15 protein-coding genes are annotated in these 25852 nt (G+C 41.9%); 11 read left to right on the top strand and 4 right to left on the bottom strand.

Annotation, left to right across the window (positions count from 1 at the left end):
* Positions 1-211: 211 nt before the first annotated feature.
* Both H6A61_RS07415 and H6A61_RS07410 read right to left on the bottom strand, forming a co-directional pair.
* Entirely contained in the window at positions 212-2443 is a 2232-nt protein-coding gene (locus H6A61_RS07415; RefSeq protein WP_204392506.1) for a GH92 family glycosyl hydrolase, read from the bottom strand.
* Between the two features lie 120 nt (positions 2444-2563).
* A complete protein-coding gene (locus H6A61_RS07410; protein ID WP_204392504.1) occupies positions 2564-4078 on the bottom strand; it encodes a MutS-related protein in 1515 nt (504 codons plus the stop codon).
* Between the two features lie 215 nt (positions 4079-4293).
* Here H6A61_RS07410 and H6A61_RS07405 point away from each other — a divergent pair, with 215 nt between their 5' ends.
* From H6A61_RS07405 to dusB, 3 genes are read left to right on the top strand one after another with little or no spacing between them, the layout of a single operon-like run.
* Entirely contained in the window at positions 4294-5304 is a 1011-nt protein-coding gene (locus H6A61_RS07405) for an NAD-dependent epimerase/dehydratase family protein (protein WP_204392502.1), read from the top strand.
* Positions 5301-6266, top strand: coding sequence for a phosphatase PAP2 family protein (locus H6A61_RS07400; protein ID WP_204392536.1), 966 nt, complete (start codon positions 5301-5303; stop codon positions 6264-6266). Before H6A61_RS07405 ends, H6A61_RS07400 begins: the two co-directional genes overlap by 4 nt.
* A gap of 16 nt (positions 6267-6282) precedes the next feature.
* A complete protein-coding gene (gene dusB / locus H6A61_RS07395; protein ID WP_204392500.1) occupies positions 6283-7266 on the top strand; it encodes a tRNA dihydrouridine synthase DusB in 984 nt (327 codons plus the stop codon).
* A gap of 125 nt (positions 7267-7391) precedes the next feature.
* Here the strand turns inward: dusB and H6A61_RS07390 are convergent, their stop codons facing one another.
* A complete protein-coding gene (locus H6A61_RS07390; protein ID WP_204392498.1) occupies positions 7392-8819 on the bottom strand; it encodes a DUF1593 domain-containing protein in 1428 nt (475 codons plus the stop codon).
* A 146-nt stretch (positions 8820-8965) separates the two neighbouring features.
* Between H6A61_RS07390 and H6A61_RS07385 the strand changes: the two genes are divergently transcribed.
* The 8 genes from H6A61_RS07385 (at position 8966) to H6A61_RS07350 (ending at position 24356) form a co-directional block, all read left to right on the top strand.
* Complete coding sequence (locus H6A61_RS07385) at positions 8966-10228, top strand: peptidase U32 family protein (protein ID WP_204392496.1); 1263 nt, start codon at positions 8966-8968, stop codon at positions 10226-10228.
* A gap of 343 nt (positions 10229-10571) precedes the next feature.
* A complete protein-coding gene (locus H6A61_RS07380; protein ID WP_154044257.1) occupies positions 10572-12563 on the top strand; it encodes a calcineurin-like phosphoesterase C-terminal domain-containing protein in 1992 nt (663 codons plus the stop codon).
* 56 nt (positions 12564-12619) lie between these two features.
* On the top strand, positions 12620-13708 hold the full coding sequence (locus tag H6A61_RS07375) for an Sb-PDE family phosphodiesterase (protein ID WP_204392494.1): 1089 nt from the start codon (positions 12620-12622) through the stop codon (positions 13706-13708).
* Between the two features lie 33 nt (positions 13709-13741).
* Positions 13742-17011, top strand: a complete 3270-nt coding sequence (locus tag H6A61_RS07370; RefSeq protein WP_204392492.1) for a SusC/RagA family TonB-linked outer membrane protein — start codon at positions 13742-13744, stop codon at positions 17009-17011.
* A 30-nt stretch (positions 17012-17041) separates the two neighbouring features.
* On the top strand, positions 17042-18850 hold the full coding sequence (locus H6A61_RS07365; RefSeq protein ID WP_204392490.1) for a RagB/SusD family nutrient uptake outer membrane protein: 1809 nt from the start codon (positions 17042-17044) through the stop codon (positions 18848-18850).
* Between the two features lie 31 nt (positions 18851-18881).
* Positions 18882-20390 carry a BACON domain-containing protein gene (locus H6A61_RS07360; protein ID WP_204392488.1) on the top strand — a complete coding sequence of 503 codons (1509 nt, stop codon included), beginning with the start codon at positions 18882-18884 and terminating at the stop codon, positions 20388-20390.
* Positions 20391-20516: 126 nt separating this feature from the next.
* On the top strand, positions 20517-21908 hold the full coding sequence (locus H6A61_RS07355) for a calcineurin-like phosphoesterase C-terminal domain-containing protein (RefSeq protein WP_239469142.1): 1392 nt from the start codon (positions 20517-20519) through the stop codon (positions 21906-21908).
* Between the two features lie 387 nt (positions 21909-22295).
* Positions 22296-24356, top strand: coding sequence for a TonB-dependent receptor plug domain-containing protein (locus H6A61_RS07350; RefSeq protein ID WP_204392484.1), 2061 nt, complete (start codon positions 22296-22298; stop codon positions 24354-24356).
* A gap of 102 nt (positions 24357-24458) precedes the next feature.
* Here the strand turns inward: H6A61_RS07350 and H6A61_RS07345 are convergent, their stop codons facing one another.
* Positions 24459-25736, bottom strand: coding sequence for a DUF4995 domain-containing protein (locus tag H6A61_RS07345; protein ID WP_204392482.1), 1278 nt, complete (start codon positions 25734-25736; stop codon positions 24459-24461).
* Between the last annotated feature and the right edge of the window lie 116 nt (positions 25737-25852).

Below are 25852 nucleotides of genomic sequence, written 5' to 3'. Positions count from 1 at the left end.
TAAATGGAATAAAGATATAATAGTCTTATTTATTTTCCTGCAAACAAGTAAAAGTGCCACATTTTCCAGCATTTTCATCCTGAAAGAAATCTGCCTGTAATAATTCTGTTTCTACATATTCATACAATTATATGTAAAAGTCAGAATTAATACAGGCAGACCATTATTTATTACAGACTGTTGTGTTACTGCTTAAAACAACAGATGATTTTTAGTACCAAGCCTTTTGATTGTCACCCATTATGAATTTAAGGCTTCCACCTTTTATGATGTCGTTATATTCTATCCATGGCTTGTTATATTCTTTACCATTCAGAATTATACTCTGGATGTAGTTGTTGTCTTTACCTGAGTTCTCTTTTTCGATAGTGAATGTTCCATTTTTTACTTTCAGTTCAACATTCTCGAAAAGAGGGTAGCCAAATACAAATTTACCACCTGCAGGTTCTACCTGATAAAAACCAAGTGATGAAAGTATATACCATGCAGACATTTGTCCCACATCTTCATTTCCTGAAAGTCCGTCAGGATTTGTGCTGTACATTGTGTTTAGAACCTCTTTGATACGGTCTGCAGTCTTCCATGGTTGTCCTAAGAGTGTGTATAAGTATGTTATATGATGACTTGGCTCGTTTCCGTGGGCATACTGACCTATAAGGCCACTTATATCTGGTGAAGAAGCATCTCCCATATCACCGTTTGCTATAAACAAGGAATCAAGCTTTCCTATGAGTTTATCTTTGCCACCGAAACATTCTGTAAGTCCTTCTATATCGTGTGGTACCAGCCATGTATATTGCCATGCATTGCCTTCACAGTAATCATCATCTCTATGTGATGAACTATATGGGCTGAACGGAGTACGCCATGTACCATCCAGCATTTTACCTCTCATAAAACCTGTTGAAGGGTCGAAATAGTTCTTGTATGATTTACTCCTTTTCAGGAAATACTCATAATCTTCCTGTTTACCTAGTTTAAGAGCCGCTTGTGCTACAGCCCAGTCGGCTAATGCGTATTCCATATCGTATGCGATAGACTCCAACATTTTGTCTGACGGGATAAAGCCATATTCAATTCTGTGTTGCATTCCTCTTTCTCCTAGCATGGATGATTCTTTTAGAGCTTCGTAAGCTAATTCATAGTCAAATCCTTCTATGCCTTTAAGAATGGCATCTGCAACTACAGGAACACCAGAGTTACCTACCATACAGTCTGTTTCACAACCCATGAGATGCCATACCGGAAGCTTTCCTTGTTGCTTATAAATGGTAATCATTGTGTTTATAATATCACTCATCTTTTCAGGATGAAGAATGGTCATAAGTGGCTGTGCAGCTCTGTATGTGTCCCAAAGTGAGAATGTTGTATAGTTCTTAAATCCTTCTCCCTTGTGCATTTTATTGTCGGCTCCGTAATAGTCACCGTTTACATCACAGAATTCGGATGGAGCAAACATAGAGTGATACAATGCGGTATAGAAAATCTTTTTGGCATTATCATCAGAACATTTGTTGATTTTTACTTTACCAAGTTCCTCGTTCCATGCGTCTTTTGCGTCGGCTATGACTTTATTGAAATCCCAACCGCTTAACTCTGTCTGCATATTCAGTTTGGCACCGTCTTCTGATACAGGAGATAGGGCAACTTTCATATATATAGGCTTCGAATCATTTTGGGCAAAATTTACTCTCGCAAACATTTTTTCTCCCTTACCTTCTTTGGCATCATTTAAGGTTTTACCATCTACAATGAATTCTACACCGTCAAATTTTCTTGAGAACTCTGCATGGAAGAATACTTTCTGGTTGTTAGCCCATCCTTTTGAATATCTGTATCCGTTGATAGTACTGTCGTTTACTATTCTTACAAGTGCTTCGGTTGGTTTATCCCAACATCCGCCATTTACCATATCGAATACAATTGAAGGCTTTTCGTCTGAAAGATATGTATATTTGTGAAAACCTACTCGTTTGGTTGCTGTAAGTTCTACATCTACATTGTATCTTGACAAATGAGTCCTGTAATATCCCGGCACTACTGTTTCTTTTGATCTGTCAGAGTATGACCATAGACCGGTTTCGTATGAAGAGTTGTCTCCACGTGCATAAGTGACTTCACCTGTGACAGGCATTACATTGATGTCGTGCAAGTCGCCTATACCTGTACCGCTAAGGTGTGTATGAGGAAACCCTATGACTGTAGAGTCTGATACATGATATCCCGAAACCCAATCCCAACTTTGAGGAATACTGGTGGGGCCCAATTGTACAAAACCATATGGAACGTTAGCACCATAGAACACATGTCCATGACCTCCTGTTCCTATTTTAGGATCTACATAGGCTGTATAGTCCTGTTCCAATACGGTAGTGGTTTCGTTACTGCACGATGCCAGAAAACAAGCCAGCACTGATGCAAAGGCAATAGATAACTTCTTCATAACAAGGTAGTATTAAATGTTTTTTTGACAGGTAATTATATCGCAAAAATATAAATTTATTTTAAAGTATTGCTTATTATTCTTAGTATTAACCTTTAAGGGAAATCGAGTGATGTATTTTTATCTGTTTTTTCTTATTCTTTCTGCCTCTTCTGTTATATAATCAGGATAGCCGTATAGCTTTAATATTTTTATGGCATTACCCTCATTGGCTGTGCCTTTCTTGATTTTGTAATCGAAAGCCAGTGTTTCATTCTTAATGTCCTCGCAGAAATGATAAAGCTCGTACTCATTTTCAAGGAGTGATGTAAGTTCGTTGTCGTGTGTCGATGCCAGTATTATGTTGTTATGTCCAGCCAGTTCCTTCAGTACAGCTGCATTGATGGAAATTCGTTCTGCAGTATTTGTTCCTTTAAACAGTTCGTCGAACACCAGAAGATGATTGCCCGATATAGCACTGTCGAATACCTTTTTCACATTCTCAGTTTCCGTGAGGAAATAACTTTTCCCTTTCTCTAAGTCATCTTCTGTATCTATTACTGAGAGGACATGCCTGCCGGTATCAATTCTGAATTCATTCGCAAAGCAGGTGTTAAGTGCTTTGCCGGTTATTGTATTTATTGCAATGGTACGTATGAAACTGGTCTTTCCCGACATATTGGAGCCTGTAATGAGTACTGATTTCGTGGATATTGATATGTCGTTTGGAATACAGTTGTCTATCAGCGGATGATAAACTGATTTAGCCGACAGCTTTTCATCATTTACAGGTTTTGTGGGATAGCAATAATATGGAAGCTCTTCGCGAAGGAAAGACAATGAACAAATTACATCCAGAAATCCGATGAAACGGAAAACGCTGTCGATATCTTTACGTTTGCTATCAATAAGACGGAATGAGTTTATAACATTTATTGTGGTATGAAGAAAGAATATATCCAGCAATTCTGTAAACATAAATAAAGGCATTGCTGCGTTACTGTCCAGATTAATACTTATACGGAATAAGCGCAGTTTCTTGACCAGCTCTTTTAGATTGTTGATATACTGGTGGATATTTCTGTCCGTATCGGCGAATATGCTGATTTCTGCAACCTCTTTTGCTGTTTGTAAAAGTCTGTACAGCTGTGGTATGGAGAAATAGTATAATGAAAGCTGACTTTTTTGTTTCAGATGCAGATAGCAGTTTGCGATATATGATGCGAGAAACAGTATAAGAAACTGTCCCGGAATGTTGCTTATAAAGGTGCATAGCAGGAAAACCGACGGCAGCCACCGGCAGATGTTGATTGCGTGGATGTAGCTTTGTGAGTATTCTGTATGCTCTCCGTGTAGTAACTCTGTTATTGTGTAAGCATCAGGTTTATTCAGTTTCCCTAGTACTCCTACAAGCCGCTTCCTTAATGAAATGTTATCATGTAGTTCCTTTATCAGATATTCGTTGTCCCTGACTTGAGAAACTTCATCTTTGCATACTATGTGATATAAATATTGTCTGCCTATACATGAAGATGTAAAGTCTATCTTTTCGCACAGACTGTCGATGTTCAGTTCGTGACGTACATTTTCGGGCAGTCCTTTTTCTCCGAAAGTCATGCTGCGGTATGTATCGTATGCTTTGATGTCGTTATCCATAGTCGGCAGAATATTATATACGCAAATATACTTACAAAAACTAAAAGATGCAATTTATTACTTTTGATGTAAACAATAGTAAAGTTCGATTGTTTTGTTATAGATAGGAAACATTATCTTTAGATGAGATAGCCTGCACCTCGGAAACAAAAGCCTGAAAACTTTGTGCTTCACTCGGTTTGCACTATCTTTGTGCCTTTATAATACGGAAAGTTATGAATAACAAAATATTAGTAACAGGAGCCAGCGGATTTATTGGCAGTTTTCTGGTTGAGGGTGGCCTTGCCGAAGGAATGCAGGTTTGGGCCGGAGTGCGCAAAAGCAGTAGCAGAAAGTATTTACAGGATGAACGGATCCGTTTTGCTGAACTGGATTTTACAGATTCTGACAAACTGGCGTCGCAGTTGCTCAAGCATAAAGAGGAACACGGTGGATGGGACTATATCATTCATTGTGCCGGCGTTACCAAATGTTTGGACAAGGCAGATTTTGAGATAGGTAACTATTGGGCTACACGTCATTTCATCGAGACACTTGTTAAGCTTGACATGACTCCTAAGAATTTTATTTTTATAAGTTCACTCAGTATTTTCGGACCTATACGCGAGAAAGACTATTCGTCTATATGCGAGACGGATAAGCCTGTTCCGAACACTGCCTACGGTGTTAGTAAGCTCAAGACAGAGGAGTATCTTCATGGCCTGAAGGATTTTCCATACGTAATATTCCGTCCTACGGGAGTATATGGCCCGCGCGAGAGGGATTACTTCCTGATGATAAAGTCGATATGCAATCATGTTGATTTCGTTGCAGGATATAAGAGACAGGATATTACTTTCATATATGTAAAGGATTTGGTTCAGGCCGTTTATCTGGCAATAAAGAAGGACGTAAAATACCGCTCGTATTTTGTAAGCGACGGCGAGGTGTATAACAGCCGTACATTTTCCGACCTTATACGTAAGGAACTGGGAAATCCGTGGATGATAAGATTTGTATGTCCGTTATTCCTGCTCAAAGCTATTTCGTATGTGGCTGAGTTCTTTTCACATTTCACTCACAAGCCGAGTACTCTGAATAGAGACAAATATAATATAATGAAGCAGCGCAACTGGAGGTGTGATATTAGCCCGCTCATAAAAGAATTGGGATATAAACCCGAATATAAACTGGAGCGTGGTGTAAAGGAAATAATTAGCTGGTATAAAAAAGAAGGATGGATATAAACTTAAAATTGTTGGAGAGGGTGGAGAGTGGTAAGGGACTTTTTGCCGTAGAGAGTATAAGCCTTATTTACAATGCCCTGACCTCAATCCTCATATTGATTTTGTATTCTCGCATGGACCATCCCGGCATTATGCTTCTGGAACGTCTGGGGATAGTGGCTCTCACGTTTGCCCTGATGTATCTTTATAGAGCATACCCGTGCAGGCTTACGGCTTTTGTACGTATGGTGGTACAGATGTCGCTGTTGGCATACTGGTATCCTGACACGTACGAATTCAACCGTGTGTTCGACAATCTGGACCATATATTCGCAGCTATGGAGCAGTCATTGTTCGAGTGTCAGCCGTCAGTTGAGTTCAGTAAACATTTCCCTTCGATATGGTTCAGCGAACCGCTTAATATGGGATATTTTTTCTATTATCCAATGATGCTGATATTGGTGGTATATTATTTTATAAATCACTATATGAAGTTCGAGAAAGTATGTTTCGTGCTAGTAACTTCGTTTTTCATATATTATCTGTTCTATCTGCTTGTACCTGTGGCAGGTCCACAGTTCTATTTCCCGGCAATAGGAATGGACAGAGTGAATGCCTGTGAGTTTCTGCCGCTTGGCGACTATTTTAATTATAATGTCCTGCTGTTTCCGGCTCCCGGTTATGAGCACGGTTTTTTCTATAATCTGGTAGAGGCATCACAGGAGGTAGGCGAGAGACCTACGGCGGCATTCCCGAGCTCGCATGTTGCCATATCCACTATAGTAATGATAATGTCGTCCAAGGTAAGCAGGAAGCTGACATATTTTCTGTTGCCGTTTTATATACTGTTATGTTTGGCAACCGTATATATTCAGGCTCATTATCTGATAGACTCTATTGTAGGATTCATATCTGCGTTTTTCGTTTATCGCATTGCTGTAACGATGTACGACAGATGGTTTATTACACCCACTTTCAAATGATTAATAAAACTTTTTTATGAAGATTAGAAATATAGATTTAGGAGAACAGCCCGTACTTCTTGCCCCGATGGAAGATGTTACCGACCCGGCATTCCGACTTCTCTGTAAGGAGTTTGGGGCCGATATGGTATATACCGAGTTTGTGTCGAGCGATGCCCTGATACGTTCGGTGGGCAAAACCATGCTGAAACTTAACATTAGCGAAAAGGAACGTCCAGTAGCCATTCAGATTTATGGTAAGGACACTGAAACCATGGTTGAGGCTGCAAAAATAGTGGAGCAGGCCAATCCTGATATCCTGGATTTGAACTTCGGATGCCCCGTCAAGCGTGTAGCCGGAAAGGGGGCAGGTTCGGGTATGCTGCAGAATGTTCCTAAGATGCTTGAGATAACTAAGGCTGTGGTAGATGCTGTTAAGATACCTGTTACGGTGAAAACCCGTTTGGGATGGGACTCAGAGCATAAGATAATAGTGGAGCTTGCAGAGCAATTGCAGGACTGCGGTATAGAAGCCTTGACAATACACGGACGTACACGCGCCCAGATGTACACCGGCGAGGCCGACTGGACTCTGATAGGCGAGGTGAAGAACAATCCGCGCATGCATATTCCGATAATAGGTAATGGTGATGTCACAACTCCGCAGCGCGCAAAGGAATGTTTCGACAAATATGGTGTGGATGCCATTATGATAGGTCGTGCCAGCTTCGGTCGTCCATGGGTGTTCAAGGAAGTGAAACACTATCTGCAGACAGGTGAGGAGCTGACCGGGCTTGATTTCGGATGGAAGATGAATGTTCTCCGTCGTGAGGTGCAGGACAGTGTAAACCTGCTTGACGAGCGTCGCGGTATTCTGCATGTACGTCGTCATCTTGCCGCGTCACCTTTGTTCAAGGGAATTCCTAATTTCAAGGAAACGCGTATTGCTATGCTCAGGGCAGAGACATTAGATGAGTTGAACTCTATTCTTGATCATATAGAAGAGACTTTTGCCTATTGATTGATTTTATAGATTTTTCATTGCCGACTGTAGTCAGCAGAGCTGCCGACTACAGTCGGCAATGCTGCTGACAACTGTCGGTAGCACTGCTGACAATAGTCGGCATCAGGAAAAATTGCAATTCCTTATTTCACGTTTATTATTATTCGTCTGTAACCCTTTAGGTTATGTTCGCCATTGTCGGTCACCTCGCAGATGATATGTATTGTTTTACTTTTTGCATCAGTAGGTACGCTGACTTCTGAAATCGATTTATCGGCATTTCTTATTTCAATCTTTCCATTGTAGTTGCCTGCTTCAGGCATATACCACCATTTGTATGTCAACTGGTCGCCGTCAGGATCATATGTTTTCGATGCATTTAGTTTTATCGTACTTCCGGCTTTTGTATTTACCGGTATAGCTTCAAGACCTTTCTTCCCGTTTACGATAACTATCGGATTTCTGTTGCCTTTTCCGTATTTTGCCCAGTCCATCCTGGCTGCAAAGTTTGCAAAAGATGCATTGTAGAAATATTTTTCATATTTCTGTGAGATGGCTTTAGCCTCTTTCGAAGTGTTGGTGTAGCAATAAGTCTCGTTGTCCAGGGTTTTGTCCCATACGAAATATCCTCCCCATCCTGTCTGATTAGGAACTGTAGGATTGTTCAATCCATTGGGTAGGACATGCAGGAAAGATGGTGTATCACCTTCCACTCCATATTTGTTCTTCGGGTATATCTTGCCCAGATTTCCATGTCCCTGAATGTGCTTTGCGTATTCATTCCAATTACTTGATCCCAGACCACATTGCGACAGCCATGCGCTTTCATCCCATATGAAATTGATTTTGTCGCCGAATTCTTTTCTAAGCCAGTAGTGCGAACTCAGTGTATATTTCCCTCTGTCGCCCCATGCTACATCCTGGTCTGTTATGGCATATATATAGATTTTCTTCAGGAATTTTTCCAGTTCAGCCTCGCTTCTTTCCTGTTTTATTCTCCATATGGCCTGTGCTATTGTGTTTCCGCCACCCCATAGTCCTATAAACAGCGGACGGTCGTCTTTCTCGTCTGCCAGTTTGATTATGAAATCACTTCCTGCCGAATTATTATCTTTACCCAATGATTTGTATCCGAAATCCAGACTTCCCATCATAATGCGGCTTCTCAGATATTCCGGACTAGGCCAGTAGCCTATTGATTGTTTTTTCGATTCTTCTTCGATGCTGATAAATTCCTTTTGCTGAGAGCGTTTCATCAGGTTTGGAACATCCTTTTCGTATGCGTTTATTACTGTTTTTAGGCTGTCCATCCATCCTTGTGGGTACTTTTTACCACTGCTGTTCCATCCGCTTGTGGTTATTATTGCTTCAATCTCGAAAAGATCGGCATGTGAAAGGAGTCTTATGGCAGATTCCATATCATCCGGTTCTATATTTACCGGAGCAATGTCGGTCAGTACCACAATTCGTGGTTTCAGACATTTGGAGTCTTTCCTGGCCATTACAGAAGAAGGCAGGCAAATTAATGCTATTACCATCAGAAATGATAAAAGAAGTTTCGGTTTTCTCATAATATTTGTGCTTTTCAAATTCTTTTTGCAAATATAATATTAAAATACAAGTAGATGAAAGAATATAGAGTTACGCAGTGTGCGGCATTAAAGTAATGGAATATTTTTCGTACCTTTGTAGCCGTAACTCAATGAAGTATAAATAAATGAATTATTCAATTAAAGATTTCGAGATAATGGCGCCTGTAGGCTCGCGCGAGTCATTGGCGGCAGCCATTAATGCCGGAGCGGATTCCATCTATTTCGGTATTGAAAGCCTTAACATGCGTGCCCGTTCGGCAAGCACGTTCACTATTGACGATTTGCGTGAGATTGCAGCCCTCTGCGACGAGCATGGAGTAAAAAGCTACCTCACCATAAACACTATAATTTATGACGAGGACATAGAACTGATGCGCAAGATTGTGGATGCAGCAAAGGAAGCCGGTATCAGCGCAGTGATTGCTGCCGATGTATCTGTTATGGCATACTGTAATCAGGTAGGTCAGGAAGTTCATCTCTCTACTCAGCTCAATATCAGTAATGCCGAGGCACTGAAGTTCTATTCACGCTTTGCCGATGTAGTAGTTCTGGCACGCGAGCTTAACCTGAAGCAGGTACGTAAGATATACGATGCTATTCAGGAAGAGAACATAACAGGTCCGATGGGTGAGAAAGTGAGAATAGAAATGTTCTGCCACGGAGCCTTGTGTATGGCCGTATCCGGCAAATGCTATCTTAGCCTTAACGAACTGAATGCTTCTGCCAATCGTGGTGCATGCATGCAGGTGTGCCGCCGTTCATACATAGTAAAGGATAAGGAAAGTGATATAGAACTGGAAGTTGACAATCAGTATATCATGTCGCCTAAAGACCTGAAGACCATACATTTCATGGACGAGATGATAGAGGCCGGAGTACGCGTGTTCAAGATAGAAGGACGCGCACGCGGACCGGAGTATGTTCGTACAGTAGTGGAATGTTATAAGGAAGCTATCCGCTCGTATCTGGACGGCACGTTTACAGAAGAGAAGAAGGCAGACTGGGACACGCGCCTTAAGACAGTGTTCAACCGCGGTTTCTGGAACGGCTACTATCTCGGACAGCGTCTTGGCGAGTGGAGCAAGAACTACGGTTCCGAGGCCACGGAAAGGAAGGTATATGCTGGACGCGGCATAAAATATTTCTCAAATATCGGTGTTGCCGAATTCCTCATCGAGGCTACAGAAATCAAGGTCGGCGACAAGCTGCTCATCACCGGTCCTACTACCGGGGCAATGTATGTAAACCTGGAAGAGGCACGTGTAAACCTCAAACCGGTGGATGTGGTGAAGAAAGGTGTCCATGTATCGTTCAAGGTACCCGACAGAATCCGTCCCAGCGACAAACTCTATCGTGTGGTTCCTGCCGAGGAACTGAAAAAGAAATAATCAAATCAGAAGTTATTGCTTCATTTGGAGTTAAAGGGGGTAAAGTAAATGTTCACCGGAACAGGTACTTTATCTCCTTTAATTTTACCATACTTCCTTTACAGTTATACCTTCTTTACTCCTATATCTGCTTCCCCGTCATTCTGCACGTGTGAAATGATGCAAATGAAAACATTTTTCCTCTTCTGATTGTTCTCCCGGATTTTAGTATTTGTAATGCAACTGATGTTGCAGAATTGTTTCATAGCAGTTAATATTGTAATACCATTTGCTGTCGTTGTACGTATTCATATCTCTGTTTTTAACCTATATCTATCTTTGTGCTGGATTTTAATTAATAGGTATGGGTAAATATTATTTTTGCTTAAAAACAGTTTCGTTGCGCAGTGTGCTGTCGCTTTTGGTCTTGATTTTATTGACTTCAGGATGTGGCGAACCTTTGAATGAAATCAAAGATAGTTTTGATATTGACTTTGATGCCCCCTCTCTTATAGAGGTAAGTGTAGGAGGGGAATATACGTTTGCGGGTGCCAATACAAGTTCGTTGATTGATACAGATGATATTATATTGGAGTCCGAAAACGGTATCTCTTATATTTGTCCTATACTGTCTATAGCGGCAGATAGTTTTACCATAAGTTTAAGTAATGAGATAAAGACCGGCTATTACGTCTTATATATCAAGCGTGATAACAGGAAGAAGTTGATAAGCAAGACATATATTAATATAGTAGAGGACTTGGATTTCACACCTGATGCCGGAACTACGGTTTATGGTGTGGTGTCGGCAGACGGTAGTCCGGTGCAGGGTGTTGTCGTTTCGGATGGGATAGAGGTAAGCGTGACTGATGAGCGCGGTATCTATCAGTTGGAATCGGAAAAGAAATGGGGATATGTGTTTATTTCCATACCTTCAGGATATGAGGTTCCTGCCAATGGAGTTTTGCCTCAGTTCTATAAAATAATGAGAGGGGATGCCACCACTTTGGAACGTGTGGATTTCTCGCTTACAGCTGTAGAAGGACAGGATGACTACAAGGTGCTCATGCTGGGGGATATGCACCTTGCCAACCGTACGGGGGACTTAGGACAGTTCATGAACTTTACTGAGGATTTGAACAGTTACCGCACCTTGCATCAGCATGAAAAGATGTATGCCATCACGTTGGGCGACATGACTTGGGATTTGTACTGGTATTCGAATAGTTATGCCCTTCCTGAGTATCTTAATACAATAAACAGTCAGGTAAAGGGGCTTCAGATTTTCCATACCATAGGTAACCATGACTATGACTATAAATCTACTGACGATCAGGATGCAGGAAGTCGTTTCACTGATTACATTGCTCCTATGTACTATTCATTCAATATCGGGAAAGTTCACTATGTAGTGTTGGACGACATTGACTGTAGCAACTACGATGGGACAACCTCTCGCGACTACGAGAAGCGTGTGTCTTTAGAGCAGTTGAACTGGCTTGCCAAGGATTTGGCCTATGTGGACAAATCGACTCCGTTGGTGGTGGTAATGCATGCACAGGTTTTCTATCCGTCGGAGACGGAAGGGTTCAAGATGGACCACGATGTTTTGAACACTACACAATTGCTGAATACACTGAAAGGATATAAGGTGCATTTTGTTACCGGACATACTCACCTGAGCTTTAACGTGACTCCGGAAGCAGCCGTGACAGGCAGACAGGAGGTTTACGAACATAATGCAGGTGCGATATGTGCTTCATGGTGGTGGTCAGGACATTTAACTCCCGGGGTACATATAAGTCCTGACGGAACACCGGGGGGATACTCTATATGGGATGTAAACGGAACAGACATAGAATGGATATATAAATCAACCGGATGGACTGAGGATTATCAGTTCCGTAGTTATGACCTGAACAATGTGAGTTTCTCTTTGGCCGATGTTCCACAGATGCCGGCAAGTGTGCCGGCTTCGGTAAAGGCTAAGTTTCAACGTTATGTTGACGCCTACCCTGTTAACACGAATAATGAGGTACTGATAAATATCTGGAACTGGAATTCAAACTGGACATTGGACGTGACTGATGAGAATGGCAACAAGCTTGAGGCGAAAGAGGTGTGGGCGTATGACCCGCTGCATGTGGCAGCTCTAAGTGTGAAACGTTTCAACTCATCTACACTGACATCTACCCCTAGCTTCATTACTGAAAAGTTCACACATTTCTTCAAAGTGAAAGCTGTTGATGCCGATACGGATCTCGTCATTACTGTGCGTGATGAGTTCGAACATGAATGGACGGAGTTGATGGAACGTCCCAAAGAGTTCTCTACCGAAGCGTACAGGCTCCGCTAAAACGGTTATCGTTTTTAAAAACAACTATAAACTATAAAAACTAAAAGACTCAGATTATGAAAAAACTTTTTCTGTCTCTCGCCTTATGCGGGATTGTACAAATGGGATTCGGACAAGCTGTTGATAAAAGCATTGATATACCGGACCTTGACAAGTATCAAACATTGAAATGTGATTTTCACATGCACACTGTGTTCTCAGATGGTCTGGTTTGGCCTACTGTGAGAGTTGACGAGGCATATTCCGAAGGGTTGGATGCCATTGCCATCACGGAGCATATCGAATACAGGCCGCATAAGAAAGACATACAGGCCGACCATAACCGCTCGTACGAGATTATGAAGGATTATGCCAAGAATAAGGATGTGATTGTTATCAAAGGAAGCGAGATTACCCGTCCTATGGCTCCGGGACATCACAATGCCATATTCCTGACAGACAGTAATCCGTTGGACACCAAAGACTATAAGGATGCTTTCCAGGCTGCCAAATCGCAGGAAGCCTTTATCTTCTGGAATCATCCGGGATGGGACTCACAGCAGCCGGAAGAAACAAAATGGTGGAAGGAACATACCGAGTTGTACAATAACGGATGTATGCAGGGCATAGAGGTGGCAAACGGTGAGCATTATTATCCGGAAGCGTTGCAGTGGTGTCTTGACAAGAAACTTACTATGATAGGAACATCCGACATTCATCAACCGATACAGACTAATATTGACTTCAATAAGGGTGAACACCGTACAATGACATTGGTTTTTGCCAAGGAACGTACTCCGGAAGGCATCAGGGAGGCGTTGGATAACCGCAGGACAGCAGTATTCTTTAAGGATATGATTATCGGTGAAGAACAGTGGCTGAGAGAATTGTTCGGAAAGTCGGTAACCATCGAAAAGATAAACAAGAATGAAAAACGTGTACAGTTTGTTGTCCGTAACAATTCAGACCTGCCTTTCTATCTTAAGAAGGGAGAGCACGACGCCAATCTGATATATTTCAGGACATATACCATTGAGCCGAAATCAAAACATACCATCACGGTAAAGCTGGGCGATGCCGGCATTACATCAGGTAAAGTGAACTTTGATGTTACCAATATGGTGGTAAAACCCGGAAAAGGGCTTGACTGTCAATTCAGTTTTTAATACTCAATTACTATTTAAACAAAATATCTATTTATGAAAGTTTTCAATTCGTATGTTTTTTTGCTGTTGTTGTTGCTGACAGGCAGTGCTTCCGCTTTGTCGGCACAGAACAGAGCTATTTCAGGTAGGGTACTGGATGCTTTGCAGGAACCGCTTATCGGGGTAACAGTCGGCATTGAAGGCAGTTCCAGGGGAAGTGTGACTGATATAAACGGAGTTTTCGAACTTCAGATACCCATCTCCGGAGCGACTCTGAATTTCTCTTATGTGGGCTATATCACCGAGAAGGTTAAGGTGAAGCCCGGACAAAATGATATAGTGGTATATATGCAGGAAGATGCCATCATGTTGGACGAGGCAGTAGTAATCGGTTATGGTACTCAGAAAAAGGTAAACCTTACGGGAGCCGTGACAATGGTGGATAACAAATCCTTGGAGAACAGAGTCTCTCACTCTCTTACCAATATGCTTCAAGGTTCTGTCCCTGGTTTGAACATTACGACTTCATCCGGAGTACCGGGAAGCTCTCCTTCAATTAATGTGCGCGGTACCACATCTATCAATAGTGCGGAGCCATTGGTGCTGATTGATGGTGCGGTGGGCGAACTGGAACGTATTAACCCCAATGACGTAGAGTCTATTTCTGTTATCAAGGATGCTTCGGCGGCAGCTGTGTATGGCGCGCGTGCGGCATTTGGTGTGATTTTGGTCACGACCAAATCTGGTGCAGCAAATGAAGGAAAAGCTACAGTGCGTTACAGCGGCCGTTTGGGTTGGGAATCGCCTACTACATCGACTGACTACGAAGACACAGGTTACTGGTCTGTTTATACTGTAAACCTTTTCCGTAAAGCGGAGAACGGTAAGAACTATATTAATTATACTGACGAGGATATGCGTCAGTTGCTGGCACGCGTTAACGACAAAACAGAGAATCCTGACCGTCCGTGGGTGGTGGAAGAAATGAGAAACGGACGCCGCCAGTGGGTGTATTATGGAAACTACGACTGGTGGGAAATGATGTTCGATGACACACATCCCACACAGCAGCACAATATTTCTATCAGTGGAGGGAATAAGGACGTGAAGTATATGGTGAGCGGAGCGTATGACTATCAGAAAGGTATTCTGAGAATGAATCCCGATATTTACCGCAAGTATAACCTGCGTTCTAAACTTGATTTCCGTATCAACAAGTGGGCAACAATGACCAACAACACTTCTTTTTACGGCTCCCAATATACTTCGCAGGGAGACGGAAGTGTGGAGAACACTCTGGCTTACAGCTCAAATCATGCTCTTGCCTGCTTCCCTATGAAGAATCCTGATGGTTCATGGCTTTACGGCACTCCTTATATAGACTATAAGGTGGGTAACGGACGACATATCATCGTTGGCGAAGGGTCGCACCGTAATGTGAACCGTACGAATGATTTCTCGAATACAACCCGTCTGGTCATTACGCCGATAAAACCGTTGAGCCTTACTGCCGACTTTACTTACCGCCTGTATCAGACACGCAATACCAGCCGCTCAAACAATATCCCTTACAGGGAATATCCTGATGCTGAAATGGAGTATTATACTACGGGTGCCGGAGCCAATCGCCTGGATGAGTCGGTGAATACACGCAACTACTATTCGGCAAATGTCTTTGCCAACTTTGACTATACTTTCAACGACAAGCATCATCTTACAGCAGTGGCCGGATTCAACTACGAGACCATGCGACTGAAAAACATTTCGGCTTTCGGTGAAAATCTGACTTCCACTTCGCTTGACGATTTTAACCTTGTTGGAGTTAATGAAGAAGGCGAGGTGGTGACAGGAGTAGATGGAGCTCAGAATGAATATGCGCTGGCCGGTTTCTTCGGACGACTGAATTATGATTATAAGGGCCGTTACCTGTTTGAAGTGAGTGGACGCTATGACGGTACTTCGCGCTTTGCTTCCGGAAGCCGTTGGGGATTTTTCCCATCAGGTTCATTGGGCTGGCGTATCTCGGAGGAACCATTCTTCAAACCGCTGACTCCTTATATTGACAATATGAAGATGAGAGCCTCATTTGGTAGTCTGGGTAACCAGAATGTATCGTCGTATTACACTTACATGCGATTGGTAACAGTAAGTAGTTTTGCCGGATATTCGTTTGGCGAAGGCAGCTCGATGGCGAAGTACTCTACATTGGGAGCGCCGGTATCGTTTGACCTTACTTGGGAAACAAGCCAGCAGTGGGACTTGGGTTTCGACTTTACAATGTTGAAAAACAGACTGAACATAACTGTGGACGGATATGTGCGTAACACATTGAACATGCTGACCGATGGTATCGAGCTGCCGGCTGTATATGGAGCGAGTGTGCCGGACATGAACACAGCCAACCTGCAGACACGAGGATATGAAATAGCAGTAAGCTGGAGAGACCAGTTCGAACTTGCTGGACGTCCGGTGGAATATACCCTTGGGGCTAACATGAGCGACTATAAGAGTTACATCACCAAATACGACAACAAGGACAAGACTTTTGCCAAAGATTATTACGAAGGCATGCGTTTGGGTGAAATTTGGGGATTCGTGACAGACGGACTGTTCGAGACTACCGAAGAGGCGCAGGCATACGCCAAGGAAGTTGACCTTAGCTATATCAACAACCGCATAACCGGCGGATGGCAGGGAGGTGACCTTAAGTTTGTCGATTTGAACGATAACAAGAAATTGGACATCGGCAGCAATTCTGTGGATGATCCGGGAGACCGCAAGATATTGGGCAACTCTCTTCCAAGTCTTTCGTACGGTTTCAACGCAAGCCTACGCTGGTATGGATTTGACGTATCTGTATTCTTCCAAGGAACTGGAAATCACTATTGGTATCCTGATTCACATGCCGCACAGTTCTGGGGAGCTTATACTTATCCGTATCTGACTTATCTTCAGAAGAACTTCATGGATGAGGTATGGACAGAAGACAATAAGGATGCATATTTTACACGCCCGATGGCATATTCAGCCACTTCCGGTCCTCTAAGTAAGGTTAATGACCGTTACTTGCAGAATATTCGCTACCTGCGCTTCAAGAATCTTACTGTAGGTTATACCATTCCGGTGAACCTTACAAAGAAAATAGGTGTTGAGCAGGCACGTATCTACTTCTCAGGTGAGAACCTATGCTACTGGTCGCCGCTGAAGAAGCATACTAAATACATTGATCCGGAATCAGCTTTCGACCGCAGCAATGACACTTACAACCGTATGTACTATCCTTGGCAGAAAACATTCATGTTCGGGGTTGACATCACATTCTAATCATTATTCAACTAACAGACAAACATATATATGAAACGATTTATTATAGCGGCTTTGAGCCTTTCGGTGGGATTATCCTCATGTGACAGTATGCTTGACCTAAGCCCGAAAAGTGAAATCTCTCAGGATGATTATTTCAAGACAGAGAGCGATTTACAGCTTTTCAGCAACACTTTCTACAATAATCTGTTGGACAAGTCGCCTTACGATGACCAGAGTGACATTTATGTGCAGCAGAAATTGTCGGACGAAATTATCGGAGGAAACAAACGTACTGTTCCCGCCTCCGGTGGAGGATGGAGCTGGACGGACTTGCGCAAGATGAATACCCTCCTGGCTAATATAGACAAATGTGAGGACAAGGCAGCCGTAACCAAATATACAGCACTTACCAAATTCTTCAGGGCATACTTCTATTTTGAAAAAGTAAAACGTTTCGGCGATGTGCCTTGGTATGATGTTGAGTTGGGTTCTTCTGACGATGCCCTCTACAAACCGCGTGACTCGCGCGAATTGGTCATGACCAAGATGTTAGAAGACATTGAATTTGCCATTAATAACCTTCCCACCAGAGAAGAAGAGCCGAGCAGCCCTTACCGTGTGAACCGCTGGGCAGCGTTGGCGCTGAAAGCTCAGTTCTGCCTTTACGAGGGAACTTACCGCAAGTATCACAACTTGACTTTGGAAGGTAACGATTATACTTATTATCTTGACCAGGCAGCTAAGGCGGCTTATGAGATTATGCATGATGGTCCTTATAAGTTGTATTCCACCGGACATCCGGAAAGTGACTACATGATGCTCTTTGCCGAGGAAAATGCCAATCCGGACGAATATATCCTTGCCATTAACTTCGACTTCGGTTTGCATATATACCACAATGCAACCGGACATGCGTTGGTTGCCACTCAGGGACAGCCGGGGTTGACACGCAAGATGGTGAATACGTATCTGATGAAAGATGGAACCAGATTTACCGACAAACAGGGTTGGCAGGAAATGAAGTTTGCTGAAGAGGTCAAGGACAGAGACCCTCGTCTGGCACAGAGCATCCGTACTCCCGGATATACTCGTATCGGTACTAATACAGTACTTCCACCGGACTTATCGACCAGCATTACCGGCTATCAGCCTATTAAATTCGTACAAGATCCGACAGCATGTGGCGGAAATGTGGACCGTCCGAGCTATTCTACCTGCGACCTTCCGGTATATCGTTATGCTGAAGTCTTGTTGAACTATGCCGAGGCTAAGGCTGAATTGGGAACATTGAATCAGGAAGACCTGAATATATCCATTAATCTGCTGCGCGACCGTGTAGGCATGAACGATGCCCACTTGGATATGGATGCGGCGAATGCCAATCCTGACCGTTATCTCTCGTCTGAGGAACATGGATATCCTAATGTGACAGGCAGCAACAAAGGCGTGATATTGGAAATACGCCGCGAACGTACCATCGAACTTATGCAGGAAGGTTTCCGTTTCGACGATTTGGTACGCTGGAAAGCCGGAGCGTGCGTTGACCAGGACATCTATGGTATGTATTTCCCAGGCCCCGGAGAATATGATTTGAGCGGTGATGGAAAAGCGGACGTAATACTTTATGCGAATGGTGGCGTCAAACCTGAAGCCGGAGAAGGGGTGTTGGTTTATGAAATAGGTAAGGACATTACGCTTACTGGCGATAACAGCGGATATGTGTATCGCCATAAGGACATAGTACGCAACGGTTTCAACGAGGAGCGTGATTATCTGTATCCGATTCCTATCAACGAGCGTTCTTTAAACAAGAACCTGACACAGAATCCGGGATGGGATGATGGTCTTGATTTCTAAATAATATGTGTAAAATATAATATAGGCTATTATGAAATTTACAAATAAAATATTTATGCCGGCGTTGTGCCTCATGGTTGCTTTACTTTGCGGTTGTAGTAAGGAAGAAGATAATGTGGCGCGTGCGGTTCTCGCAAGTACGAGCTCCTTGACTTTTTCTGCTCAGAATCCGACTGAGAAAATAATAACAGTTTACTCTGATGCGGAATGGTACATGGAGGAAATTCCAGAGTGGGTCACAGTTACACCGGCTACAGGTTCAGGAACCACGGAAGTTACGATATCCGTGTCTGAGAATATGAGAGATGGTTCGATAGACAATCCGAGAGAGGCTACAGTGGTGTTTAGAGGAAGTACTCTGTCCAGCAGGGCAGAAGTGAAGGTCTCACAGGATGGAGACAAATACCGCGACTGTAAGGAATATTCAGTATCTGATGTAGTGTCATTGGAAGATGGAACAGTAGTTATAGTCCCGGGCGCGTATGTCTCTGCGGTGACAACCGGCGGATGTATTGTCACAAGCGCCTCTTTCGACAGTAACATTTATATTGAGACATCCGAGAATGTTGAGGTTGGCGATGAAGTATATATAATGGGAACGAAAGAGTCCGATACATATAAGCTGTCCAATATCATTTGCGATAAAGTTACTGTGTTGTCCAAAGGCCATGAAATAAATCATCCGCAACCTGTTGAAATTACAGACAAGATTGATTCCTACACTTCCGACAAAAGGGAATATGTTACTTTAAGAGGAGTGTTCCTGAATAATGTCATAACAATAGAAGGTGCTGCAAACTCAGTTTCTTTGGTTGATGTTTCTGGGGATTATAGCAATTTGAATGGTCATTATGTGATATTGAAAGGCTATTATTCCGGAACGGCGGCTCCTGTTGTAAGAATTGTCCTTGAGTCAATACAGGATGACGGAGTATATGAGGTTATATACTTCTCTGAAAATTTTGAGTGGTTGAAACCATGGGCAGAGAATAGTGGTGCAGGACAGACGGTAGAGAATGATGGTTCTGGTAGTGCACCGCAGATATATTCGGCAAAGAATCCTGAAGGACAATTGGCGTCTGAAGCTTTGTTGGCTCGTGGATATGGTCTGGAACAGATTCCGGGAAATGCAATTTATTTACAGGATTGTTATCTTAAATTCGGTAAGACAGATTATCAAGCTGGTTTAACTTTGCCTTCAATAGATAATATTCCGGAAAACTCAAAACTGAAATTATCTTTCGATTGGGCTCCTATGGTTGGAGGAACAAGAAAATTCGACCCTGTTAAGATTATTGTTTCCATTGTAAATGGAGACAAAGTGACGGAATTGGAGCCGATAGGACATTCGTTTGTTGACACAGTTGATAAGCTCGAATGGCTTCATGCCGACATTGTTCTTGAAGGAGTTGAAATAACAAAGGACACCCGTATAAGCATAAAGTCTGACGGCTGGGGTGACAACAAAGAAACGACCGGAAGTTCTGTTTACAAACGCTGGTTTATTGATAATATCAAACTTTTTCAGTTGAATAAGTAAGTTTATGGTTTTTTGAGTTTATTCCTGTTTGGCTATCAAATCAATAACAAACTTATAAACTCAAAAACTAAAGAACTAAATAATATAATAGTATAGTTTATGAAATGTAATATTTATTTTTTAAGTATGTTTCTTTTGGCAAACAGTATAAATGTTTGTTCAAAAGAAATAACAGGCAAGGTGTTTTGCGGTAAAAAAGGATTAAGTGATGTAGTTGTTACGGATGGAGTGAACTTCACTACAACAGATTCTCTTGGTAACTATAGAATTGACACAGACACTTCTTTATCTGATTTTGTATATGTTGTGACACCTTCGGGCTATGTGGCTTCTTATTCTACAGGAACACCATGTTTTTACAAATCTGTTTCGGCAAAGAAACATGATTTTGAACTTTTCGAGTACAGTGTTCCACAAGGCAGATATACAATGTTTGCCGTAGGCGATACACAGCCGGGTAATGATACCGCATATCTCAGGATGGAAAATGAGGCTTTACCTGACCTGAGAAACTATGGAAAGGAATACATGGACAGAAGCATTCCGGTAGCGGCTATTCTGCTTGGCGATTTGGTTTGGGATAATCAGGAAACTTATGGCAGATTCAAAGATGATTTGAAGACTTTAGGCTATCCTGTATATCCTGTCATAGGTAATCATGACCATGAAGAGTATTTCAGTGACAACAAGAAGAGCGAGCTTGTATATAAAGAATCATTCGGTCCCAACTACTATGCTTTCAATATGGGACGTGATTATTATATAGTTCTTGATAATATTGATTACAGAGGAAACCGTAAATATGATGAAAGGATTACGTCCGAACAGCTCCAATGGGTGAGAAAGTATATTGAATACATACCAAAGGGTTCTCATGTGTTTGTGGCAATGCATGCTCCGGCTTATATCTATTATATTGACAAAAAACTGGAAGGTGCGGAAGAACTGATGGATATTCTTAAGGATTACAATGTGTCAATTCTTACAGGTCATACACATATTCATTCAAACATATTGTTGCGTCCTAATGTAAGGGAACACATGGTTGCATCTATAGGTGGCGCGTGGTGGCTTGGCAATTGTAAATATGCTTATGATGGAACTCCTATGGGCTATCAGGTGTTTGAGTCTTCTCCTCTTGGATTGCAGTGGCATTACAAGACATTGGCTATGCCGAGAAACTATCAGATTAAGGTTTATCCGATAGGTACTTTCCCTAACCACGTAGATGAATTATGCGTTAAGGTATGGAATTGGGATGAAGGTTGGAAAGTGGAATGGAAAGAAGACGGAAAGAATAAAGGAGAAATGAAGTCGTTTTCTTCAGTTGACCCTGATTACACAATGTACTTGAGCAGGAGCCATGCTGACGGTACTTTGAAGTCCAAAGGGACAACTCCGCAGGCAAATGATTATTGTTTCTTCTCCGTAAAACCATCGAAAGGAGCGAAAAACATTGAAGTGACAGTGACAGACAGATTTGGAAATAAATATGTTGAATCTGTTGAAGTGAAATAATTATTGATTAAAGGAGTCAGGAAGCTATTGCTTATCTGAAAATTAAAGGAGGTAAAGTAATGTTCATTGAAACATACTTTATCTCCTTTAATATTGCCTATACCTACTCTATTATTTATTCAGATGTTATTGCTTCTATTGATATTAACATATATGTTGATATCTATTTATGGGCTGTTGATATACAGGTGTATATAGGTTGTAATATTATTTGATATACAGCTTATTAACATATTGTTGATAAATGTTGATAAAGTATTTTCATGCTGTTGAAAACCGTTGTTGGTCATATTATCGTATCGACTGTGTGAATTTAGCCATCTATTGTTTTCTATCTAAACTTTTGTACCTTTGCCCCGCATTTTTAATCAATTTAATTATTAACCAATGAAAGAAAACATTCAGAAAAGCAGCCGGACTATGCGTTTCAGACGCTATTCCAACCGCTCGTATGCAGTGTTCTCCACATTGAAATCTCCGGTTAGTATCGGGGTGATGACAGTAGCCATGCTGGCATCAGCACCTGTTACGGGTATATCAGCCCAGACAGCCGAGAAAAACAATGCAGGCGAGAAACTGTATGAACTGGAGGAAGTGGAGGTAACCGGTAGCCGTGTGCCGCTCACAGTGAGCCAGGCAGCACGAATCGTGACTGTACTCGACCGCGAGGCTATTGCCGCCGCCCCTGTACAGAGTATTAACGACCTGTTAAAGTATGCCGCCGGCGTTGATGTCCGACAGCGCGGTGACATGGGAGTACAAACGGACATAAGTATTCGTGGGGGAACGTTCGACCAAATTACTATCCTTCTGAACGGAATAAACATCTGCGACCCACAAACTGGCCATAACGCGGCCGATTTTCCTATTGAATTAAGTGAAATAGAACGTATCGAGGTCTTGGAAGGACCTGCAGGACGTGTGTATGGCACATCATCGCTGGTGGGAGCCATCAATATCGTTACGCGAACTGCAAAGGACAGCGGGGCAGAGGTGTTTGCCGACGGCGGTTCTTATGGCTATTTCAAAGGTGGAGCTATGGTAAGCCATGTGAAGAATGGTTTGAGTAACCAGGTCTCTGGCAGTTACAGCCGTAGTGACGGTTTTAGTCGTAGCAAGGCAGGAAATCTTAATGCCGATTTCAAGTATGCAAGGCTCTTCTATCAGGGACGATATGAGAACGACCAGGTGGATGTACGTTGGCATGCAGGTTTCACAAACAAGGATTATGGCGCGAACACTTTCTACAGCACTCTTTCCGACGAGCAGTTTGAACACGTAAGAAAGTATTACACTGCTGTTCAGGCAGAAACCAAGGGCGATGTCTATCATTTCAAGCCGTCTGTCTATTGGAACCGTTCGGACGACAGATTTGAATTTTATCGTGGAATGCCGGAAAAATCTCCTTTCAATTATCATCAGACCGATGTCTATGGTGTAAATCTAAACAACTACATCCAGACATTCCTCGGAAAAACGGCATTCGGAGCGGAGTTCAGGAATGAAGGTGTAAGGAGTACATCGCTTGGAGAACCGCTTAATTCTCCGATAAAAGTTCCCGGTGCTGATGCCGATTTTACTCTCGGACTTAACAGGACCAATCTGAGTTTTCATTTGGAACATAATATCGTGTTGAGGCGTTTCACTCTTTCAGCGGGAGTGATAGCCGTAAAGAACACCGGAAATGAAATGAAGTTCCGTTTCTATCCGGGTGTTGATGCCAGCTATCAGTTCGCGCGCGACTGGAAGGTTTATGCCTCTTACAATACCTCATTGCGTATGCCTACTTTTACAGAGCTGTATTATTCCGTTGGAGGTCATAAAGCCGACAAGTATCTGAAACCTGAGGAAATGCAGGCAGTGGAAGTGGGAGTGAAGTATCTTCGTCCGGGAATACGTGGTACTCTGAGTCTGTACCGCTATCACGGAACGGACATGATAGACTGGATAAAGGATATATCGCAGGGCGATGACGCTCCATGGCAGTCGGTTAATCATGCCGTAATCAATACAATGGGTGCTGAGGCCTCTGTTCTTGTTGATATACGCGAACTGATGCAGCGCGATGCTTTTGTGCGTTCGGTCAATGTGTCGTACAGTTATATTGACCAGGATAAGGAAACTACGCCAAATCTACAGTCGAAATATGCATTGGAGTATCTCAGACATAAGTTCGTGGCACAGGCGAACTTCAGAATATGGAAACTGCTTGAGATGAACGTGTCATACCGCTGGCAGGACCGTATGGGTAATTACCAGAAAGGTAATTCAATGGTGTCATACGAACCTTATTCACTTGTTGACGCACGGTTTACATGGAATGCGTCGCAGTATAAGATATATGTAGAAGGAAATAACCTTCTGAACAAGACATACTATGACCATGGCAATATCCCGCAGCCCGGGATATGGATAAGGGCAGGGGCAAGTTATAGGTTTAAGTTATAAATAATAAGCAGTCCGAGTTTATTCGGACTGCATTTATATTACCTATTGATTTTTAATTGTACCTCAATAATTAGGTTTTAATGTCTTCCTATATTTTTTTATTTATAAATCTGAATATTGTATATTCTTTACTTTCATATATTTTTGTAGCCCTTCCAAAAAATAATAGTCTGCATAATTTAGTGGAGCATCAATTTCAAAACCATTAGGTATAGAACCGGTAGAATGCATTAAAATGAAGTTTTGATTTTCTCCAACTTTTGCCAGATATTTATCACTGGATAGTGATTTTAGTATTTTCTCTGCATATTCGAAATATTTGTTATTGTTGCTTAATATACTTAGGTCTATAAATGCAGAAGCTGTTACAGCAGCAGCTGATGCATCACGTGGTGTGTCTTTGTCGTTTATTGCATCGTAATCCCATAAAGGAATAATATCATTTGTTTTAACTCTTTTCATTATCATATCTGCTACGTTTACGGCTTGATTCAGGAACGTAGAATCTTTTGTCTCTCTATAACATACAGTATAACCATAAACAGCCCATGCTTGTCCTCTTGCCCATGCTGATTCGTCATGTTTCCCCTGATGGGTTCTTTTATATTCAATGCTGCCATCGTTATTATAGCTTACAATGTGATAACATGTATAGTCATTTCTGAAGTGGTTTTTTAGAGTTGTCATGGCATGTTTGTATGCTACATTTTTATAATTTACATTAGATGTAATATTATAGGCATTGAACAACAATTCCAGATTCATCATGTTATCTATGATTACAGGGTAGTTCCATTCTCCGAAATCCCATGAGCGGATACATCCTATAGTATCGTTAAAACGAGTGCATAAATTATTCGCTGATTCTATTATTATATTTTTTATTGTATCCTCATGTGTAATTCTATATCCATTACCATAGCTGCAATTTATAATAAAACCTATATCATGTGTATTTTTTATATAACGTACTGTATCAAGACCATTCGTGTAGTGTATTGCAAGATCTTTTAAACTTTTTTTGTCTGTTAGTTCATAGGCATACCATAATGAGCCTGGGAAAAAACCGCTGGTCCAATCCGTTGGGGGGCATAACAGTATCTTTCCGTACTGTTCAGGGGTGGAAGTAGATTCCAAAGAATCTATAAACACGGAGACATCACGTTCCAACTGTTTACTTATAAACATGGTATCGCAATGTTGATGGATACTACGAGGATACATTCCACAGTCTTTTAGTCTGTTTCCCATTATCTGTAGTTGGGTTGATGAAACATCAAGTGCATTTTTTATCCATGCGTACTCATTTGGTTTGTTTGTCTGACAAGCTAAAATACTCGTTAAACAAATTGTTGAAAAAAATAATTTGTATTTATTCATATTTATTTGTGTTATTGTTACAATACAAAATTACACTTTTGATATTAGTATGTATATATGATATTCTTTTTAAAAATATTGATTATTTCTTTTGTATGTATCTTTTGTCCTTTATT

This window comes from Bacteroides caecigallinarum, assembly GCF_016901995.1.
In the GTDB taxonomy this organism is placed as follows: Bacteria; Bacteroidota; Bacteroidia; order Bacteroidales; family Bacteroidaceae; genus Phocaeicola; species Phocaeicola cellulolyticus.
The sequence above is the reverse complement of the archived record's forward strand: the minus strand, read 5'-3'. Positions and strand labels throughout refer to the sequence as shown.

Bases quoted from the DNA above. Each gene is read 5' to 3' on its own strand.
- H6A61_RS07415 (WP_204392506.1), bottom strand. From the start codon at position 2,443: ATGAAGAAGTTATCTATTGCCTTTGCATCAGTGCTGGCTTGTTTTCTG.
- H6A61_RS07410 (WP_204392504.1), bottom strand. From the start codon at position 4,078: ATGGATAACGACATCAAAGCATACGATACATACCGCAGCATGACTTTC.
- H6A61_RS07405 (WP_204392502.1), top strand. From the start codon at position 4,294: ATGAATAACAAAATATTAGTAACAGGAGCCAGCGGATTTATTGGCAGT.
- dusB (WP_204392500.1), top strand. From the start codon at position 6,283: ATGAAGATTAGAAATATAGATTTAGGAGAACAGCCCGTACTTCTTGCC.
- H6A61_RS07390 (WP_204392498.1), bottom strand. From the start codon at position 8,819: ATGAGAAAACCGAAACTTCTTTTATCATTTCTGATGGTAATAGCATTA.
- H6A61_RS07385 (WP_204392496.1), top strand. From the start codon at position 8,966: ATGAATTATTCAATTAAAGATTTCGAGATAATGGCGCCTGTAGGCTCG.
- H6A61_RS07380 (WP_154044257.1), top strand. From the start codon at position 10,572: ATGGGTAAATATTATTTTTGCTTAAAAACAGTTTCGTTGCGCAGTGTG.
- H6A61_RS07375 (WP_204392494.1), top strand. From the start codon at position 12,620: ATGAAAAAACTTTTTCTGTCTCTCGCCTTATGCGGGATTGTACAAATG.
- H6A61_RS07370 (WP_204392492.1), top strand. From the start codon at position 13,742: ATGAAAGTTTTCAATTCGTATGTTTTTTTGCTGTTGTTGTTGCTGACA.
- H6A61_RS07365 (WP_204392490.1), top strand. From the start codon at position 17,042: ATGAAACGATTTATTATAGCGGCTTTGAGCCTTTCGGTGGGATTATCC.
- H6A61_RS07360 (WP_204392488.1), top strand. From the start codon at position 18,882: ATGAAATTTACAAATAAAATATTTATGCCGGCGTTGTGCCTCATGGTT.
- H6A61_RS07355 (WP_239469142.1), top strand. From the start codon at position 20,517: ATGTTTCTTTTGGCAAACAGTATAAATGTTTGTTCAAAAGAAATAACA.
- H6A61_RS07350 (WP_204392484.1), top strand. From the start codon at position 22,296: ATGAAAGAAAACATTCAGAAAAGCAGCCGGACTATGCGTTTCAGACGC.
- H6A61_RS07345 (WP_204392482.1), bottom strand. From the start codon at position 25,736: ATGAATAAATACAAATTATTTTTTTCAACAATTTGTTTAACGAGTATT.